Here is a 17,374-nt window from a genome sequence, read left to right on the forward strand (position 1 = left end):
GGGAGGAGGCGTCGTCGTCGTGAAAGCACTGCCCATCGAGAGCTCCGGGCACACCGCCGCCGTGGGGTCGCGGCTGCGCAACCACCGGCGGCGCAGCCACATGACCATCGACCAGCTCGCCTCCGCCGCGGGCCTCACCAAGGGCTTCGTCAGCCGGGTGGAGCGGGACATCACCTCCCCGTCCGTGGACTCCCTGGTGCGGATGTGCCAGGTGCTGCGGATCGACGTGGGCGCGCTCTTCGCCGGGCCCGCCGACGTGGAGCTGGTCCGGCTCGAGGACGCCCCGCACATCGACCTCGGCGGCGAGGGGATCGAGGAGCAGCTCGTCACGCCGTCGGCGCAGCGCCAGGTCCAGGTCATCCGGGCCCGGGTGGCCGCCGGGGGCCGGGGCGAGGACGCGATGTACAGCATGGACTGCGAGACCGAGGTGCTGCACCTGATCAGCGGCCGGTTCCGGCTGCACGTCCCGGACCGCACCTTCGACCTGGCGGCCGGGGACACCGTCACCTTCCCCGGCTCCGAACCGCACACCTGGGAGAACCCCGGCACCGAGGACGCCGTGCTGCTGTGGATCCTCGGCTCGTGAGCCCCCCGCCCGGCCCGTCCGCCGCCCCCGCCAGCACGCCTGTCAGCACCCGTGTCAGCATCCACCGAGAGGACCGCACACCATGAACCCCGAGCGCATCACCGGCACCACCCCGGACGGCACCCCCGTCGTCGGACCCGTCAACGCCGCCCTGACCCCGCGCTGGGCGGGGCTGGGCACGTTCGCCCGCCTGCCGCGCACGGACGAGGTCGAGCACACGGACATCGCGGTGGTGGGCGTGCCGTTCGACGCCGGCGTCTCCTACCGGCCCGGCGCCCGGTTCGGGGCCAACCACGTCCGGGAGTCCTCGCGCCTGCTGCGCCCCTACAACCCCGCGCAGAACGTCTCGCCGTTCGCCGGGGCGCAGGTCGCCGACGCCGGGGACATCGTGGCCAACCCCTTCGACATCCCCGAGGCGATCGCCTCCATCGAGGCCCAGGCCAAGGAGCTCATGGGCGAGGACACCCGGCTCGTGGCGATCGGCGGCGACCACACCATCGCCCTGCCGCTGCTGCGCGCCGCCCACGCACGCCACGGCAAGGTCGCGCTGCTGCACTTCGACGCCCACCTGGACACCTGGGACACCTACTTCGGCGCCGAGTACACCCACGGCACCCCCTTCCGCCGCGCGTTCGAGGAGGGCCTCCTCGACACGGACGCCGTGTGCCACGTCGGCACCCGCGGGCCGCTCTACGGCACCGAGGACCTCGACGACGACGCCCGCTTCGGCTTCGGCATCGTCTCCTCCGCCGACGTCATGCGGCTGGGGGTGGACGCCGTCGTCGCGCACCTGCGGGAGCGCGTCGGCGACCGCCCGCTCTACGTCTCGCTGGACATCGACGTGCTGGACCCGGCCCACGCCCCCGGCACCGGGACCCCTGAGGCCGGCGGCATGACCAGCCGGGAGGTGCTCGAGATCCTGCGCGGGCTGCGCGGGACGAACGTGGTCGGCTGCGACGTCGTCGAGGTCGCCCCGGCCTACGACCACGCCGAGATCACCGGGGTGGCGGCCGCCCACGTGGCCTACGAGCTCATCAGCCTCCTCGCGCTGGGACCCGGCGCGGCGCCGGGCGGACCCGCCTACGGGCTGGCCGGGCACGTCTACGGGGACGCCGTCCCGGCGCAGGCCCCGGCGGGGGAGGACCGGTGACCGGGGGCGCGGCCGTGACCCCCCGGCCCGACCACACCTCGCTGTTCGCCCACCGCTCCGAGGAGTTCCGGCCCTCCCCGGTCCGGGCCGTGTTCGAGATCGCGATGCGCCCCGGGATCATCTCCCTGGCCGGCGGCAATCCGGACATGAGCGTGCTCCCGCACGACGTGGTGGCCGCGATGTCGGCGCGGATCCTCGCCGAGCGCGGCCCCGAGGTGCTCCAGTACGGCTCCGGGGCCGGGATCAGGCGCCTGCCGGGGCTGGTCGTGGAGCTCATGCGCCTGCAGGGCGCGGAGACCACGCCCGACACGATCCAGATCACCGCCGGGTCCCAGGCGGGTCTCGACCTCGTGACCAAGCTGTTCTGCGACCCGGGGGACGTGGTCGTGGCCGAGGGCCCCACCTACGTGGGGGCCCTCGGCGTGTTCGGCAGCTACGAGGTCGAGGTCGCCCACGTGGACGTCGACGACGACGGACTGGACCCCGAGGCGGTCGCCGGGCGGATCGACGGGCTGCGGGCCGCCGGCCGGAGCGTGAAGTTCGTCTACACCATCCCGAACTTCCACAACCCCACCGGGGTGACCCTCACCGAGGAGCGGCGCCGCCGGCTCGTGGAGGTCTGCGCCGAGCGCGGCGTGCTCATCCTCGAGGACGACCCGTACGCGCTGCTCGGCTTCGACCGCGCCCACCGGCTCCCGTCCCTGTACTCGCTGGACCCCGGCACCGTGATCCACCTGGGCAGCTTCTCCAAGATCTTCTCGCCCGGGCTGCGGGTCGGCTGGATCGCGGCGGCGCCGGCGGTGCGGGCCCGGCTGCAGATCGCGGCCGAGGCCGTGACCATCCACCCGTCCGTGCTCGGCCAGGAGCTCGCCGCCGAGTACGTGGCCAGCGAGCACTGGCGGCCCGCCCTCGACCGCGCGGTGGACCTGTACCGCGCGCGCTGCGCCGCCATGATGACCGCCCTCGAGCGGTTCATGCCCGAGGGGGTGCGCTGGACGCGTCCCGCCGGCGGCTTCTTCACGTGGCTGGACCTGGACCCGGCCCTCGACCACGGGGACCTCCTGGGCCGGGCCATCGGGCACGGCGTGGTGCTGGTGCCCGGCGGCGCCTGCTACGCGGACGGGCGCGCCTCCACGAGCCTGCGCCTCGCCTACTCCGCGGCCTCGCCGGAGGACATCACCGAAGGGGTCCGGCGGGTGGGGGAGATGCTGCGCGACTGACCTGCTGGGCCGCGGTGCCGCCCCCGGCCCTGCGCCTCCTCCGGAGCTGGTGCGGTGTCCCCGGGAGGGGCGATACTGACCGCATGAGCGAGGAGCGGGCCGGGGGACTGTGGTCCCGCGCCCGGGGGAGCGGGCCGGAGTTCGTCCTGCTGCACCCCGGGGGCGCGGACTCCCGGGCCCTGGGCCCGCTGGTCGCGGAACTGGCCGGCCGGTACCGGGTGATCACCCCCGATCAGCGCGCGCACGGCCGCACCCCCGACCGGGAGGGCCCGCTCTCCTACGCGGCGATGGCCGAGGACACGATCGCCTTCCTCGAGGAGGAGGCCGGTGCCCCGGTGCACCTGCTGGGGTACAGTGACGGCGCCGTCGTCGCCCTGACCGTGGCGCTGCGCCGTCCCGACCTGGTCCGGGACCTGGTGCTGGCGGCGGGGGTGCACCACCGCGACGGGTGGGAGCCCGGCGTCCTGGCGGGCGAGGCGGAGGTGCCGGCCTTCATGGTCGACGCCTACGCGGAGGTCTCCCCCGACGGGCGCGAGCACTACGGCGAGGTCGCGGCGAAGCTGCGGCGGATGCACGAGGAGGGGCCGGTCTTCACGGACGCGGACCTGGCGGGCCTCGACCTCCCCGTCCTGGTGCTCGTCGGCGACGACGACGAGGTGCGGCTCGAGCACGCCGTGGCCGCGTACCGCGCCCTGCCCCACGGGGAGCTGGCCGTGGTCCCGCACGCCTCCCACGGCGTGCTGGTCGAGAAGCCGCAGCTGTGCGCGCGCCTGATCACCGACTTCCACGCCGCCGACAAGCCGGCCACCTTCGCCCCGAGACGGCGCCGGCCGGGATCTTGACGGAACGGGGGCGTCGCCGTCGGGCGGACGGCCTCGACGGGGCACCGGCTCCTCCGTGGCGGACGCCGGATCCGGTCCCGTTCGTGACGATCCCGGTCCGCCGAGTGGACCGCAGACTGAGGGTAGCCTAACCTCTCCTCCGGGGGATTCCCCGATCATTCACATGTCCTCGGCGGGCGCTCTGTCCAGGGACGTCGACCTGAGGTGGTTCTGTGCGCGCAGTTTTCCGGGTAGCGGCATCGACGGGTGCCGTCGCCGTTCTCACGTTGTCGGGGTGCGGCTTCAGCGGTGGGGACGGAGGGAGCGAGCAGGCGGCGGATACCGGCCGGCGGATCGTGGTGGACAACTTCCGTGCACCGGTGGCCGACTGGGCCCTGGAGAGCGACGCCGCGTACATCCTGTCCCTGTCCGGGTGCCTGGAGACCCTGACCCGCTACGACGAGACCCAGGGGGAGATCGTCCCGGCCCTGGCCACGGAGTGGGACCAGGTCTCCCCCACGGAGTGGGACTTCACCCTGCGGGACGGCGTGCAGTTCCAGGACGGCACTCAGCTCACCGCCGACGCGGTGGTGACCTCGCTCCAGAACGTCCTGGACGCGGAGGTCCCGGCCCGGGCCTTCAGCCCGGCCGTCGTCAGCGGCGTCGAGGCCGTCGACGAGCGCACGGTACGGGTGACCACTCCGGAGAAGAGCCCGCTGGTTCCCTACCGGCTGGCCAGTGTCAACACCGGCGTGCTGGCCCCCGCCGCCTTCGAGGGCGGGACGGTGGACCCGTTCGGGCACTGCACCGGGCCGTTCACCCCGGTCTCGGAGCAGCCCAAGCAGTCACTGACGCTGGACCGGAACGAGGAGTACTGGGGCGGACCGGTGCAGCTCGCCGGGGCCGAGGTCCGGTTCATCACGGACGGGGCGACGCGGGCGACGCAGGTGCAGACCGGCGAGGCCGACGTCTCCCTGTCCATCCCCGTCGCCAACCTGTCCGCACTGGAGGCCGATCCCGGCGTCGAGGTCCTCAAGGCCGAGTCCCCGCGGACCGCGACGCTGTACATGAACAACGGCAGGGCGCCGTTCGACGACGTCGACTTCCGCAGGGCCGTCCGCTCCGCGCTGGACCTGGACGCCCTGGCCGGCAGCGTCTACGAGGGCGCGGCCCTGCCGAGCACCGGGCCCTTCGCCTCGTCCGAGCCCTGGGCGGGCGAGGAGGCCGAGACGCCGCAGCAGGACGTGGCGGCGGCGAAGGAGCTCCTGGCCGGCGCCGGGTACACCGCCGAGCGGCCGCTGGAGATCATCGCGATCGTGGAGCGGGCCGAGTTCGCCGACGTGGCGACCGTCATCCAGGAGAACCTGGAGAGCGTCGGCGTCCCCGTCACCATCACGACCAAGGAGTACGCCGCGGTGGAGCCGGACCTGCTGTCCGGGGACTACGACATGGTGCTCAGCCAGCGCAACCGCCTGATCGACATCGCCGACCCGATCGGGTTCCTCACCGCCGACTACACGTGCGAGGGCAGCTACAACCTCAGCCACTTCTGCGACGAGGACTACGACGCGCTCATCGCCCGGGCCGCCGGGACCGCCGACACCGAGCAGCGCTACGAGTTGTACGCCCAGGCCGGGAAGATCCTCGAGGACCAGGCCGTGAACGTCTGGCTGGTCAACGAGCAGGCCATCGACGCGGTCCGCGCCGACCTGCAGAACTACGTCCAGGACCCGCTGTCCCGGTACGTGCTGCGCGCGGAGACGACGAAGTCCGGCTCGTGAGCACGACCGGCAGCCGCAGAGCCCCGCAAGCGCGGGGGCGTCGATGACGGCGTTCCTCGCCAGGCGGACGGCGACCCTGGGGGTCACCGTCCTGCTGGCGTCCTTCGTGGTCTTCCTCATCCCCTACGTCACCCCAGGGGACCCGGTGCGCAAGATCATCCGCTCGCGGGTGGCGGGGGAGGTGGTCGACGACGCCGCCGCCCAGGGGCTGGCGCTCGAGCTGGGACTCCAGGACCCCCTCGCGGTGCAGTACCTGCGCTGGCTCGGCCGGCTCGCCCGGGGTGACCTGGGCCTGTCCTACGCCAGCCGGACACCGGTGATCGAACAGGTGCTCCCCGCCCTGTGGATCACCCTGAGCCTGGTGGTCGTGACCCTCGGGGTGGCGGCCGCGGTGTCCGTGGTGCTGGGGACCGTCGCCGCCCTGCAGCAAGGGCGCCCGGCCGACCGGGTGATCACCACGGTCACCCAGGCCTTCATCGCGATGCCGGAGTACTGGCTGGCCCCGATGCTCGTGCTGGTCTTCGCGCTGCAGCTGTCCCTGCTGCCCTCCGCCGGGTGGGAGGGCCCCGCGTCCGCGGTCCTGCCGGTGGCGGTCCTGGCCCTGCGCCCCATCAGCTACTTCACCTCGGCGGTGCGCGAGGGGATGCTCGAGGCGCTGGGCGCCGAGCACGTCGTCGCGGCCCGGGCCCGGGGACTCAGCCACGCGCAGGCGGTCTGGAGCCACGTGCTCCCCAACGGTCTGCTGCCCCTCACCACGCTGGTGGCCGTGTGGTTCGCCGGTCTGCTGGGCGGGTCCGTCATCGTGGAGGTCGTCTTCGCGATCCCGGGCATGGGGAGGCTGCTGTTCGACGCCGTCCGCAACAGCGACATCCCCCTCGCCCAGGGCGGCGTGGTGGTGGTCGTGGGACTGGCGGTCGTCCTGACGACCGCGGCGGACCTGGTGCACGGCATCCTCAACCCCCGGATCAGGGGGCGTCATGCGTGACCGGCCCGTCCTGGTCTGGGCGGCGGCGGCACTCCTGGCCCTGATCGTGCTGTCCGTGGTGCTCTCGCCCTGGATCGCACCGTACCCGCCGGCAGCCCAGGACCTCACGGCACGGCTCGCCCCGCCCGGCCCGGCGCACTGGCTGGGGACGGACCACCTGGGCCGGGACACCCTGAGCCGGCTGCTCGACGGCGGCCGGTTCTCCCTGGTGACCGCCGCCGTGGCCACCGTGCTGACCGCTGCGATCGGCACGGGGATCGGGGTGCTGAGCGCCCGCCGCCGGGGCTGGGTGGACGAGCTGCTCACCCGGACCAACGACGTCCTGCTGGCGCTGCCGGAGATGGTGGTGGCCCTGTTCCTGGTCGCCGTGCTGGGACCCGGCCCCCTGTCCCTGCTCCTGGCCCTGACCGTGACCGGCTGGACGCCCTTCGCGCGGCTGGCCCGGGCACTGGCCTACGACGTCTCGGCCCGGGGCTTCGTCGAGGCCGCGCGTGTCCTGGGGTGCTCGCCGTCCTTCATCGTCCTCCGGCACATCCTGCCGCACCTGTCCGGACCCCTCCTCGGACAGGCCGCGCTGCGGTTCGGCCAGTTCCTGATCACCGTCGGCGCCCTGTCCTACCTGGGGCTGGGGGTGCAGCCGCCGCAGTCGGACTGGGGGGCGATGCTGGCCGCGGCCCAGCCGTACGCCGTCCGGGCGCCGGTGACGATCCTCGCCCCGGGTCTGGTGGTCTTCACCGTCGCGCTGTGCGTGACCCTGATCGGCCAACGGCTGGCGCACATGAGCAGCACCCGCATGCTGCTGCCGGCATCCTCGCGGACGGAACGCGATGTCTGAGCGCCTGGTCGTCGAGGGACTGCACCTCAGCCACCGGCCGGGCGCGGACGGCGCCGGTGGCCGCCCCCTCCTGTCCGGCGTCGACCTCACCGTGGCTCCGGGGGAGTTCGTGGCGCTGGTGGGCGCCTCCGGGTCGGGCAAGACCCTGACGGCCATGTCCGTCCTGGGCCTGCTGCCCCCGCAGGTGCACCGGGACGCCGGGACGATCCGGCTGGGTGACACCGACCTCGCCCGGGCCGGCGAAGCGGAGCTGAACCGTGTGCGCGGCGGCCGGATCGGCATGCTCTACCAGCAGCCCCAGCGCATGTTCAACCCCCGCCGGACCGTCGGCGAGCATCTGCGGGAACCGCTGGGACTCCATGCCGGCCTCCGCGGCACGCAGGCTCGTGCACGGACGCTGGAACTGCTGGCCGAGGTGGGGTTCGAGGACCCCCGGTGGTGCGCCCGGGCACGTCCCCACCAGCTCTCCGGCGGCATGGCCCAACGGGCCATGGTGGCCCTGGCCCTGGCCGGCCGCCCCGGACTGCTGCTGGCCGACGAGCCGACGTCGGCCCTGGACACGGTGCTCGAGCGGCAGATCCTGGAGCTGATCGACCGCGAACGGCGCGACCGCGGGCTGGGGGTCCTCTACATCACCCACAACCTGGCCACCGTGTCCGCCTACGCCGATCGGGTCGTGGTGCTGGACGCCGGGCGCGTGCAGGAGTCCGGGCCGGCCGGCACCGTGCTCAACGATCCGCGCAGCACGTGCACGAAGGCCCTCCTGAAGGCATCCGCCCTCACCCCCACCGGGACGCCGCCCGCCACCGGCGGGGCGCGCCCCCTCGTGGTGCTGGACGAGCTCACCAAGCGCTTCGGGCCGACGCGGCGGGAGGCCCGTCCCGCGGTGGACCGGGTGTCCCTCGACCTGCGGGAGGGCGAGATCCTCGGGGTGCTGGGGCAGTCGGGCTCCGGGAAGAGCACGCTCGCCCGGTTGATCGTCGGACTCGAGGCGCCGGACGGCGGACGGGTCACCAGCACCCCGGGCGCCGACCGCGCCGGCTCCGGCGCGGCGGCCTCGCACGTGCAGCTCGTCTTCCAGGACCCGCACGACTCCTTCGATCCCCGCATGCCGTTGGGCACCAGCCTGGAGGCCCCCCTCCTGCGGCACCGGAACGGCACGCCCGAGCAGCGGCGTGCGAGCATCCACGAAGTGGTGCGGGAGGTGGGACTGGAGCCGGAGCTGCTGGACAGGCGTCCCGGCCAGTGCTCCGGAGGCCAGCTGCAGCGGCTCACCATCGCCAGAGCACTGCTGCTGGAACCGGCGGTGCTCATCTGCGACGAGGCCACCTCGGCCCTGGACGCGGTGACCCAGCGCACCGTCCTGGAGCTGCTGCTGCGCCTGCACCGGGACCGGCGCCTGTCCCTGGTGATGATCTCCCACGACCTGAGCGTCGTCCGCTACATGAGCCACCGGGTCGCGGTGCTCTTCCGGGGCCGCCTGGTCGAGCTCGCGGAGACCTCCGAGCTCTTCGCCCGGCCGCGCCACGAGCACAGCAGGCAACTGGTGGCGGCGGCACTGCCCCAGGTGTGCGCGATCCTGGACACCCACCGCCTGTCCGAGGAGCACCTCGATGCCCTTCCGTGACCACCGGGCCGAGACGCGCACCCTGCTGGGCGCCCAGCTGGTGTTCAACCTCGGCTTCTACGCCGTGGTGCCCTTCCTGGCCGGAGCCATGAGCACCGAGTACGGGATGGGCGCCGCGGCCATCGGACTGGTGCTGGGGGCCCGGACCTTCAGCCAGCAGGGCATGTTCCTGCTCGGGGGCATGCTGGCCGACCGGTGGGGTGCCCGCCGGGCCGTCCTCACCGGCTGCCTGGTGCGCATCGTCGGCTACGCCACGCTGGCGGCGGCGTCCGACGTCGCCCTGTTCCTCCTGGGCGCGGTGCTCACCGGTGCCGGAGGTGCCCTGTTCTCACCCGCCCTGGAGTCCCGGCTCTCCCACGCCGACCAGCCGGCGGGGACGGAGGGCCGGGACCGCCGGACCGGCCGCCGGCGGTCGGTGTTCGTGTGGCTGGCGATCACCGGAGAGATCGGCGCCGTCCTGGGCCCGGTGCTGGGATCGTTCCTCCTGGGCTGGGGATTCGACGCGGCCCTGTTCCTGGGAATCGGGGTGTTCACCGCGGTGACGGTCCTGCTCTGGTACCTGCTCCCCGCCGAACCGGCCCACCCTCAGCCGGACCGAGCGGCCGGGACGCCCACCGCGGCGCCCTCCGCGGCCGGCCCCCGGTGGGCCTGCCTGCGGGACCGGCGCTTCGTGACGTTCTGCGCACTGGCCGGGGTGAAGATGCTGGCCTACCACCAGCTCTACTTCGCCGTGCCCGTCGAGCTGGGCCGGCGAGGCCTCGACGGTGCCTGGCTCGGCGCGCTGTTCCTGCTCGCCTCGGTCCTGACCCTGCTGCTGCAGCTGCCGGTCTCCGCCGCCGGTCTGCGCATGGGCCCCGGCGCCGCCCTGGCGGTCGGCTTCGTGCTCGAAGCCGGCGCGTTCACCCTGGTCGCCGCGACCTCGATGCACCCCGGGACCGCCACCGGCTCGATGGCGCCGCTGATGGGCGCCGTCGCCGTCCTGATCCTGGGCCACATGCTCCTGACCCCCACGATCCTGTCCCTGATCCCGTCGTTCGTCCCGGCGCACGGACCCACCTCGGGGCGGGGCGCCTACTACGGGCTGGCCGCCACCTGCGGCGGCATCACCGTGCTGGCCGGCAACGCCGTGCTCGGGCAGCTGCTCGATCTCACCGACCGGCACCACTGGTGGCCCGGCACCCCCTGGGCGCCTCTGGTCGTGCTCGCGCTCCTGGCCGCCGCGGCCCTGCCGACCGTGCTCCGCGGCCATGGCACCGCCGGGCCCGCCGACGCGCCCTCCACCACGGCACCGGCTCGACGAACCCGCTGACGACCCGCGGCCGCGGGGCCTGCTCCTCGGCAGGGGACGGGGCTCCGCCACAGCGGCGGGACCCTCGCACACCGGCGCCCCACCGGGCCCGTCCGGTCGCCGGCCTGCCGATGGCTAAGCTCGGGGGGACGACGTCGAGCTGCTCCGCGGGGCAGCCTCCGAGGCCGCGGCACCACGTGCCGTGCGCTCGGGGGAGGAGGCCATGTGCAGTCACTGACCGTAGGAGTTCTCGCTGATCCGGGGCTGCCGGAGAAGGTGGCCCGCCGGGTGGCCGAGGACCTGCCGCGGGCGCTCACGGAACGCTCCGGCCGGGAACGCTCCGGCCCGGAGATCTCCTGGACGGTGGAGGTCAGCCGCGAGACCCTGCCCCTGACCGCCGAGGGGAACATCCCGCTGCTGGACAAGGCCGGCCGGCTGCGCGAGGAGCACGGGTGGGACTTCGTGGTGTACCTGACGGACCTGCCGCGCGTCCACGACGGGGAACCGCTGCTCTGCGAGGTCGGCGCGGCCGACGCCGCGGCGCTGGTCTCGCTGCCGGGCCTGGGCGCCGACCACTTCTCCCGCAAGACCTGCCGGCTGCTGGCCGCCCTGGTCGGCGCGATCCGGGACGGCGCCGAGGACGCCCCTTCGCCCTCCGCGGTGCACAGGGCCCTGGGACGGGCGGCGGCGCGCACGGTCTCCTCGGGGGAGGCGGGAGGCGCGGCCTACGTCGTGCTGCCCGGGCGGATGAACCGGCTGCGGCTGCTGATCGGCATGATCCTGAGCAACCAGCCCGGGCGCCTGCTGCCGGCCCTGGCCAGCTGTGTGGCGGCCGCGGCTGCCACCGGCGCCTTCGGCATCTTCTACGCCTCCATCTGGAACATGTCCGATGTCCTGTCCCCGCTCCGGCTGGCCACGATCAGCGTGGTGGTCACCGCCGCGCTCAGCGGCTGGCTCATCATCCACAACGGCCTGTGGAACCGTTCCGCGGACGACGGCGAACCCTGGCGGTCCCGGTCGGACAACGCCTCCACCGTCATCACCGTGTGGCTGAGCGTGGCCCTGATGTACGTGCTCCTGTGGGCGATGCTGCTCCTCGTGGGCCTGGCGGTGATCGAGGCCGGCTACCTCGAGTCCCAGCTGGGCCATCCCGTCGATCTCCTCGACTACCTGCACCTGTCCTGGCTCGCCGCGTCGCTGGGCACCCTGGCCGGCGCCCTGGGCTCGAACTTCGACAGCGACGAGGCCATCCGCGAGGCCACCTACAGCCGCCGGGAGCACCAGCGCCGCCGGCTCGCCGACACCTACGACGACTGACCCGGCGCGGCCGGGTCACCCCCGCAACCAGCGGGCTCAGGCCAGCAGGGCCTCGGCCGCGCGGCGCCCGGAGCGCAGGGCGCCCTGGGTCGAGCCGTCGGTGCGGTGGTCGCCGCACACGTACAGGCCGTCGCCGAGGGCGGCGGGCCGGTCGGCCACGAGCCCGGGCGGCTGCTCCGGCAGCGCCCGGCGCACCTCGTGCACGGTCAGCAGGTCCCAGGCGGCGGCGTCGGCGGACCAGATCGTGCCCAGCTGCCGGCGGACGTCGGCCTCGGCGGGGAGCTCGGCGCCCCGCGGCAGGAGGGCGGTCGCCTGGATCAGCGCCCGGCCGTCCGGGGCGTAGCTGGGGGCGGCGTTGCTGACCACGGCCGTGTCGACGAGCGGGCCGGTCGACTCGCCCGGCAGGACCAGGCACCCGAGGTCGGAGGGCGCGGCGTCCGCCGCGAACCACCAGGTCGCCTCGCCCTTCATGGGGGTGTCCGGCAGGCCCAGGAGCCGGGCGGCGGCCGGGCCCTCGGTGGCCACGACCACGGAGGACGCCCGCCAGACGGCGTCCCCGGCGCCCACGGTCCACCCGTTCCCGGTGCGCTCCACCGCGTCCACGCGGGCACCGAGGACGGCCGGGGACCGGAGCCCGTCGTGGATCCAGGCCGGGAGCGCGCCCATGCCCCCGGAGGGCAGGCCGGGGGTGCCGAGCAGGAACCAGCCGACGAGCTCGCGCACGAAGGCGGCCGAGGTGCGGCCCTCGTCCTCGAGGATCACGCCGGCCAGGAACGGCTCGAGCACCAGGTCCCGCAGCGGTCCCCGCACTCCTGCGGCGTCGAAGGACTCGTGCCAGGGCAGGTCCCGCCGCTCCCGGCGCCGTGCGCGGAGGTCCAGGCCCGGGGCGAGCCAGGCCGCCAGGGCGGGCAGCCGGCGCAGCTCCACGAGCGGGCTGCGCAGCGTCCCCGACAGCCGGGAGGGGACGCGGCGGGGGTCGGCGAGGACGTCGATGCCGTCGCCGCGGCGGACCCCGGCGGCGGCGTCGAACTGCTGGATCCCCAGGGCCGCGACGTCCACGCTGCGCCGCAGCTCGGTGTAGGCGGGGTTGAGCACCTGGAACCCGCGGTCGCAGCGGAAGCCGTCGACCGTGTCGGTGCGGATCCGGCCCCCGACGCCGTCGGAGGCCTCCAGCACCACCACGTCCAGTCCGTGCCGTTCGAGCAGGTGGGCGCACTGCAGGCCGGCGAGCCCGGCGCCGACGACGACGACGTCGTGGTCCACGGGAACCTCCTAGCGGATCGGGACGGCCGCGGCGGGATCGAGCTCCGCGGCCGGTGCCGCGGCCCGGGCGGGGATCGTGAACAGCGCCGACTCTACGGTCAGGCCCGGCCCGAACGCCAGGGCGCAGACGGTGCGGGTCTCGTCCGCCGGGGCCGCGTCGATCACCTGGCGCAGGACGTGCAGGACGGTCACGCTGCTCATGTTGCCGCGCGTGGCGAGCACGTCGCGGGACTCCCGCAGCGCCTCGGGCGGCAGCCCCAGGGTGTCCTCGAGCTTGTCGAGGATGCCGCGGCCGCCGGGGTGGAGGGCCCAGTCGGTGATGCGGTCCCGGTCGACGGACCCCTCCGGCCCGTCCAGCAGCGCGGCGAGGGCGGTGTGGATGTTGTCCTCGAGGACCTGGGGCACCGCGGCGCCGAGGATCATCTCGAACCCGGCGTCGCCGATGGTCCAGGCCATGGCGTCCTCGCCGTCCGGGATCACGAGGGTGCGGAACCGGTCGAGCTCGAGCAGCGGGGTGACGCACTCGGGGGCCCATGCGCTGACCACGGCCGCCGCGGCGCCGTCGGCGAAGAGCGCGGCCCCCCGGATGGCGTCCGGGTCCCGGGCCGGGCGCAGGTGCAGCGTGCACAGCTCCACGGCCACGAGCAGGACCACGGCGTCCGGGTCCGCCGTGGCGATGGCCGCGGCCTGGCGCAGCCCGATCAGCCCGCCGTGGCAGCCCATGAAGCCGATGTGCGCACGGCGGACGGCCGGGTCGAGGCCGAGGTCCCGGACCAGCTGGTAGTCGGGGCCCGGGGCGAAGAAGCCGGTGCAGGAGACGGTCACCACGTCGGTGACGGTCGCGGGGTCGAGCCCGGGGCAGCGGGCGAGGGCGTCCCTCGCGGCCTCGGCGAAGAGCGCGGGGGCCTGCTCCACGTAGGTCCGGTTCCGGACGCCGGTGAGGGGGGTCAGGAACCGGCCGTCCTCGGTGATGTACGGGGATCCGGCGCGGGCGCCGTCCTCGACCAGCTCGGACAGCACCGTGTGCCGGCGCTGGACCCCGGAGGCGCCGAACACCGTGCGCAGCAGCCGGGCGTTGAGCCGGTCGGTGCCGGGCTGGGCCTGGTAGAGGTCCTGGGCGTCGGTCTGCTCGAGCACGTGCGGCGGGAGGGCCGTGCCGAGGGACAGGAGTGCGGGCGTCATCCCGTCCAGTATCCGTCCTCGGGCCGACAGGTGCCACGGAGGGCGCGCGGGGACCGGGCGGACCCGCGGCCGGCGGGTCCGCCCGGGGCCGCCTCAGACAGTGCGGGTCGCGGCGTCGAAGTCCAGGCGCGGCAGCCGGTCGTGGCGCGGGGCGGCGGGGGCGCCGATGTTCACGACCATCAGCGCGCGCAGGCTCGTCCCCGCGTGGAACTCGGCGTCCACCCCGGGGGCGTCGAAACCGCCCATGGGGCCCGCGGCGAGGCCGACGGCGCGCACGGCGAGCACGAAGTACCCGGCCTGCAGGTGGGCGTTGTCCCGGCCCATCTGCGCGCGCAGCTCCTCGTTGCCTGCGAACATCTTCTGGTTGCCGGCGGCGGGCGGGAAGACGGCGGGCAGGTGCTCGTGCCAGTCCACGTCGTAGCTGAGCACCGCGACGGCGGGCGCGGCGGCGGTCTTCGCCCGGTTGCCCTCGGCCATGTGGGGGAGCAGGCGCTCCCGGGCCTCCGCGGAGCGGATCCACGTCACGCGCAGCGGCTGGATGTTCATGGCCGTGGGGCCCATCTTGGCGAGCTCGAAGGCCGCCCGGAGCTGCTCGTCGGCCACGGGCTCGTCGAGGAACTCCGAGGCCGTGCGGGCCTCGCGGAAGAGGAGGTCGGCGGCGAGGGCGTCGAGGGTGAGCTGGTCCTGCAGGGTCTCGGGGGCCACGGGGTGTCCTTTCGGAGGCACGGTCATCTTGATGTACACGTCAACAAAGAGGGGGGCGGGTCTATGCCGGGGACGTCGTGTGCCGTCCGTCACGTCGCGGCGCCTCCCGCTGGGTACCCTGGCCCCATGCCCCTCCGTCTCCCGCAGCTCCTGTCCGGACCGGACCGCCGCGCGGCCCGCTCCGGCGCCGAGGCGGCACGCGCCCTCCGCCTGGGCGCGGCCCTGTGCGGGACGGGCGTGCTCCACCTCGCCCGGCCCGCGCTCTTCGACGGGCTGATCCCGCGCTCCCTGCCGGGCCCGCCCCGCGCCTGGACGCTGGGCTCCGGGGCGGCGGAGATCGGCGTCGGGGCGCTGCTGCTCCGTCCCGGCACCCGCCGCGCCGGCGGCTGGGCCGCGGCCGCCCTGTTCGTGGGCGTGTGGCCGGGCAACGTCACCATGGCCTGGCGGGCCCGCCGCGGCTCCCCGGCGCGGCGGGCCGTGACGCTCGTGCGGCTCCCCCTGCAGGTCCCCCTGATCGCCGGAGCCCTGCGCATCGCCCGGGCGGGCTGAGCGCCCGGCCCCCGGCCCGGGGCGACCTCCGGGCCCCGGTCCGCGGGGTTCGCATTCGGTCACACACGCACACCGTCCCTACGCTGGGCAGAGCACAGGAGTGGGGGCTCCGTTTCCGCAGGGGGATCGCTCTCGCTCCAGTCCATCGGGGGGTGGGCTCTGCGCACCATGCCGCCTCCCGTCCCGACGGCCGGAGGAATCCTTGACCACCACCCGCAGCACCACCGCTTCCCTCGCGCTCGCGGCCGCCCTCGCCCTCGTCCCGCTGGGCTCCGCCGCGGCGGCGACCGGGGCCGCCGTGCCCGCGACCCAGGCCGTCCAGGCGGTCCCGGAGGCCACCGTTGCCGCTCCCGGTATCGCCCCGGGTGCCGACTCGGCGGCGGCGACCGACCGCGTCGTCGTGAAGTTCCGGGACGGCGCCGCCCCCGAGGACTCCCGCGACGTCGTGTACGCGCAGGCCGCCGGCCGGTCCGGGGGCGCCGGGCTCGTGGAGACCACGGCCACCGCGGACGGCGCCCAGGTGGTGCGGACCGACGGGATGCTGGCCGGCACCGAGCTCGAGGCGCTGACCACCGCCCTGGAGCAGGACCCCGCCGTGGAGTACGCGGAGCCGGACCTCCTGGCGACCACCACCGCCGTACCGAACGACCCGTCCTACGCCGCGCTGCAGTGGAGCCTGTGGGACGACCCGGCCGGACTGGGCATGCCCCTCGCGTGGGACCGGGCCACCGGCGCCGGGCAGACCATCGCCGTCGTGGACACCGGCATCACCGCCCACCCCGACCTGGACGCCAACGTCCTGCCCGGCTACGACTTCGTCTCCACGGCCCAGAACGGCCGGGACGGCGACGGGTGGGACGCCGACCCGACGGACATGGGCGACTACCCCGACGCCGTGCTGTGCCCCAACAGCCCCCTGCCCCCGAGCTCCACCTGGCACGGCACCCACACGGCCGGCATCGCCGCGGCCGACGCGAACAACGGACTGGGCGTCGCGGGGGTGGCCCCGGACGCGAGGATCCTGCCCGTGCGCGCCGTGGGCGCCTGCAGCCAGGGGTACATCACCGACGTCGCCGCCGGCGTCCTGTGGGCCGCCGGCGCCCCGGTGGCGGGCGCCGCCGCCAACCCGAACCCCGCGACGGTCATCAACCTCAGCCTCGGCGTGCCGGGGGAGTGCCCGGCGGTGCTGCAGTCCGCGATCAGCGAGGCCGTGAACCGCGGGATCCCCGTGGTCGTGGCCGCGGGCAACCAGGCCGTGGACGCCGCGCAGTCCGCGCCGGCCAACTGCGCCGGCGTGATCTCGGTCGCCGCGACGGACGTCTCGGGCGCCCTGGCCCCCTACTCCAACTTCGGCTCGGTCACGGTCGCGGCCCCGGGCGGGGACCCCTACGCGCAGATCCTCTCGACCGGCAACGCCGGGACGCAGGGCCTCGGCGCGCCCACGTACACGGAGCGCAACGGCACGTCCATGGCGGCCCCGGCGGTCGCCGGCACCGTGGCGCTGCTCCGGGAGCTCGCTCCGGGGCTGGGCGTGGCGGGTCTCCAGGACGCCCTGACCTCGACGGCCCGGCAGGCCCCTGGCGGGTGCGCGCCCGGCTGCGGCGCCGGCATCGTCGACCCGGTCTCCGCGCTGGTCGCGGTGCAGGGCGGCGAGCCCTTCAGCACCGCGGGCGGCATCGGGGCGCTGCACCGGAAGATCGGCGCGACCACCGGCGAGGCCCGCTCCCGGGAGCTGTGCGCCCTGGGCGGCACGCCCTGCTTCCAGGAGTTCGCCAACGGCTGGATCGTCTGGAACGCCGGCCTCGGGGCCCGCTGGCAGCAGGTCCTCCCGGCCCAGTGGTGGGCGATCCCCGCCGCCGGCTGACCCCCGGCCCGCCCGCCGGCGCCGTCCACCCGCTCGGGGTGGGCGGCGCCGTCGTCGTCCCCGGGCCGTTCCTCCGGGACGACCTCAAAGTCCAGCGAAAAGCATGGATCTTCCCATTCGGTAACACGAGCAGACGCTCCGTACGCTGAGCGCAGCGGCGCCGACTCCCGCTTCCCGTGGTCGGCGCGCCGCAGCTCCCCC

General features: G+C 74.9%; 15 protein-coding genes. 12 read left to right on the forward strand and 3 right to left on the reverse strand.

Going from position 1 to position 17,374, the window contains the following annotated elements:
- The first annotated feature begins 19 nt into the window (after positions 1-19).
- From RF644_RS16155 to RF644_RS16200, 10 genes are all read left to right on the forward strand, one after another.
- Complete coding sequence (locus RF644_RS16155; RefSeq protein ID WP_017834812.1) at positions 20-586, forward strand: helix-turn-helix domain-containing protein; 567 nt, start codon at positions 20-22, stop codon at positions 584-586.
- Positions 587-668: 82 nt separating this feature from the next.
- Complete coding sequence (gene speB, locus RF644_RS16160) at positions 669-1,736, forward strand: agmatinase (RefSeq protein WP_368797246.1); 1,068 nt, start codon at positions 669-671, stop codon at positions 1,734-1,736.
- Positions 1,733-2,956 (forward strand): PLP-dependent aminotransferase family protein, encoded by a 1,224-nt coding sequence (locus RF644_RS16165; protein ID WP_368797247.1) that lies wholly within the window; start codon positions 1,733-1,735, stop codon positions 2,954-2,956. The genes speB and RF644_RS16165 overlap by 4 nt, the downstream gene beginning before the upstream one ends.
- 83 nt (positions 2,957-3,039) lie before the next feature.
- Positions 3,040-3,798 carry an alpha/beta fold hydrolase gene (locus tag RF644_RS16170; protein ID WP_368797248.1) on the forward strand — a complete coding sequence of 253 codons (759 nt, stop codon included), beginning with the start codon at positions 3,040-3,042 and terminating at the stop codon, positions 3,796-3,798.
- A 338-nt stretch (positions 3,799-4,136) separates the two neighbouring features.
- The gene (locus RF644_RS16175; protein ID WP_368797249.1) at positions 4,137-5,558 is read left to right on the forward strand and encodes an ABC transporter substrate-binding protein; all 1,422 of its coding nucleotides are present in this window, start codon (positions 4,137-4,139) and stop codon (positions 5,556-5,558) included.
- A gap of 43 nt (positions 5,559-5,601) precedes the next feature.
- Positions 5,602-6,543 carry an ABC transporter permease gene (locus tag RF644_RS16180; protein WP_368797250.1) on the forward strand — a complete coding sequence of 314 codons (942 nt, stop codon included), beginning with the start codon at positions 5,602-5,604 and terminating at the stop codon, positions 6,541-6,543.
- Entirely contained in the window at positions 6,536-7,378 is an 843-nt protein-coding gene (locus RF644_RS16185) for an ABC transporter permease (RefSeq protein WP_368797251.1), read from the forward strand. The genes RF644_RS16180 and RF644_RS16185 overlap by 8 nt, the downstream gene beginning before the upstream one ends.
- Positions 7,371-9,005: an ATP-binding cassette domain-containing protein gene (locus tag RF644_RS16190; protein ID WP_368797252.1), complete on the forward strand. Its 1,635-nt coding sequence runs from the start codon at positions 7,371-7,373 to the stop codon at positions 9,003-9,005. Before RF644_RS16185 ends, RF644_RS16190 begins: the two co-directional genes overlap by 8 nt.
- Complete coding sequence (locus RF644_RS16195) at positions 8,992-10,314, forward strand: MFS transporter (RefSeq protein ID WP_368797253.1); 1,323 nt, start codon at positions 8,992-8,994, stop codon at positions 10,312-10,314. Before RF644_RS16190 ends, RF644_RS16195 begins: the two co-directional genes overlap by 14 nt.
- A 204-nt stretch (positions 10,315-10,518) precedes the next feature.
- The gene (locus RF644_RS16200; protein ID WP_368797254.1) at positions 10,519-11,610 is read left to right on the forward strand and encodes a hypothetical protein; all 1,092 of its coding nucleotides are present in this window, start codon (positions 10,519-10,521) and stop codon (positions 11,608-11,610) included.
- 36 nt (positions 11,611-11,646) lie between these two features.
- Here the strand turns inward: RF644_RS16200 and RF644_RS16205 are convergent, their stop codons facing one another.
- From RF644_RS16205 to RF644_RS16215, 3 genes are all read right to left on the reverse strand, one after another.
- Complete coding sequence (locus tag RF644_RS16205; RefSeq protein WP_368797255.1) at positions 11,647-12,873, reverse strand: NAD(P)/FAD-dependent oxidoreductase; 1,227 nt, start codon at positions 12,871-12,873, stop codon at positions 11,647-11,649.
- A 9-nt stretch (positions 12,874-12,882) separates the two neighbouring features.
- Positions 12,883-14,055, reverse strand: a complete 1,173-nt coding sequence (locus tag RF644_RS16210) for a type III polyketide synthase (protein WP_368797256.1) — start codon at positions 14,053-14,055, stop codon at positions 12,883-12,885.
- A gap of 93 nt (positions 14,056-14,148) precedes the next feature.
- Entirely contained in the window at positions 14,149-14,760 is a 612-nt protein-coding gene (locus tag RF644_RS16215) for a malonic semialdehyde reductase (protein ID WP_368797257.1), read from the reverse strand.
- 126 nt (positions 14,761-14,886) lie between these two features.
- Between RF644_RS16215 and RF644_RS16220 the strand changes: the two genes are divergently transcribed.
- On the forward strand, positions 14,887-15,309 hold the full coding sequence (locus RF644_RS16220) for a hypothetical protein (RefSeq protein ID WP_241482784.1): 423 nt from the start codon (positions 14,887-14,889) through the stop codon (positions 15,307-15,309).
- A gap of 202 nt (positions 15,310-15,511) precedes the next feature.
- Complete coding sequence (locus tag RF644_RS16225) at positions 15,512-17,173, forward strand: S8 family serine peptidase (protein WP_368797258.1); 1,662 nt, start codon at positions 15,512-15,514, stop codon at positions 17,171-17,173.
- The last annotated feature ends 201 nt before the right edge of the window (positions 17,174-17,374 follow it).

Source organism: Kocuria sp. CPCC 205258, from assembly GCF_040981005.1.
Taxonomy (GTDB): Bacteria; Actinomycetota; Actinomycetes; order Actinomycetales; family Micrococcaceae; genus Kocuria; species Kocuria rosea.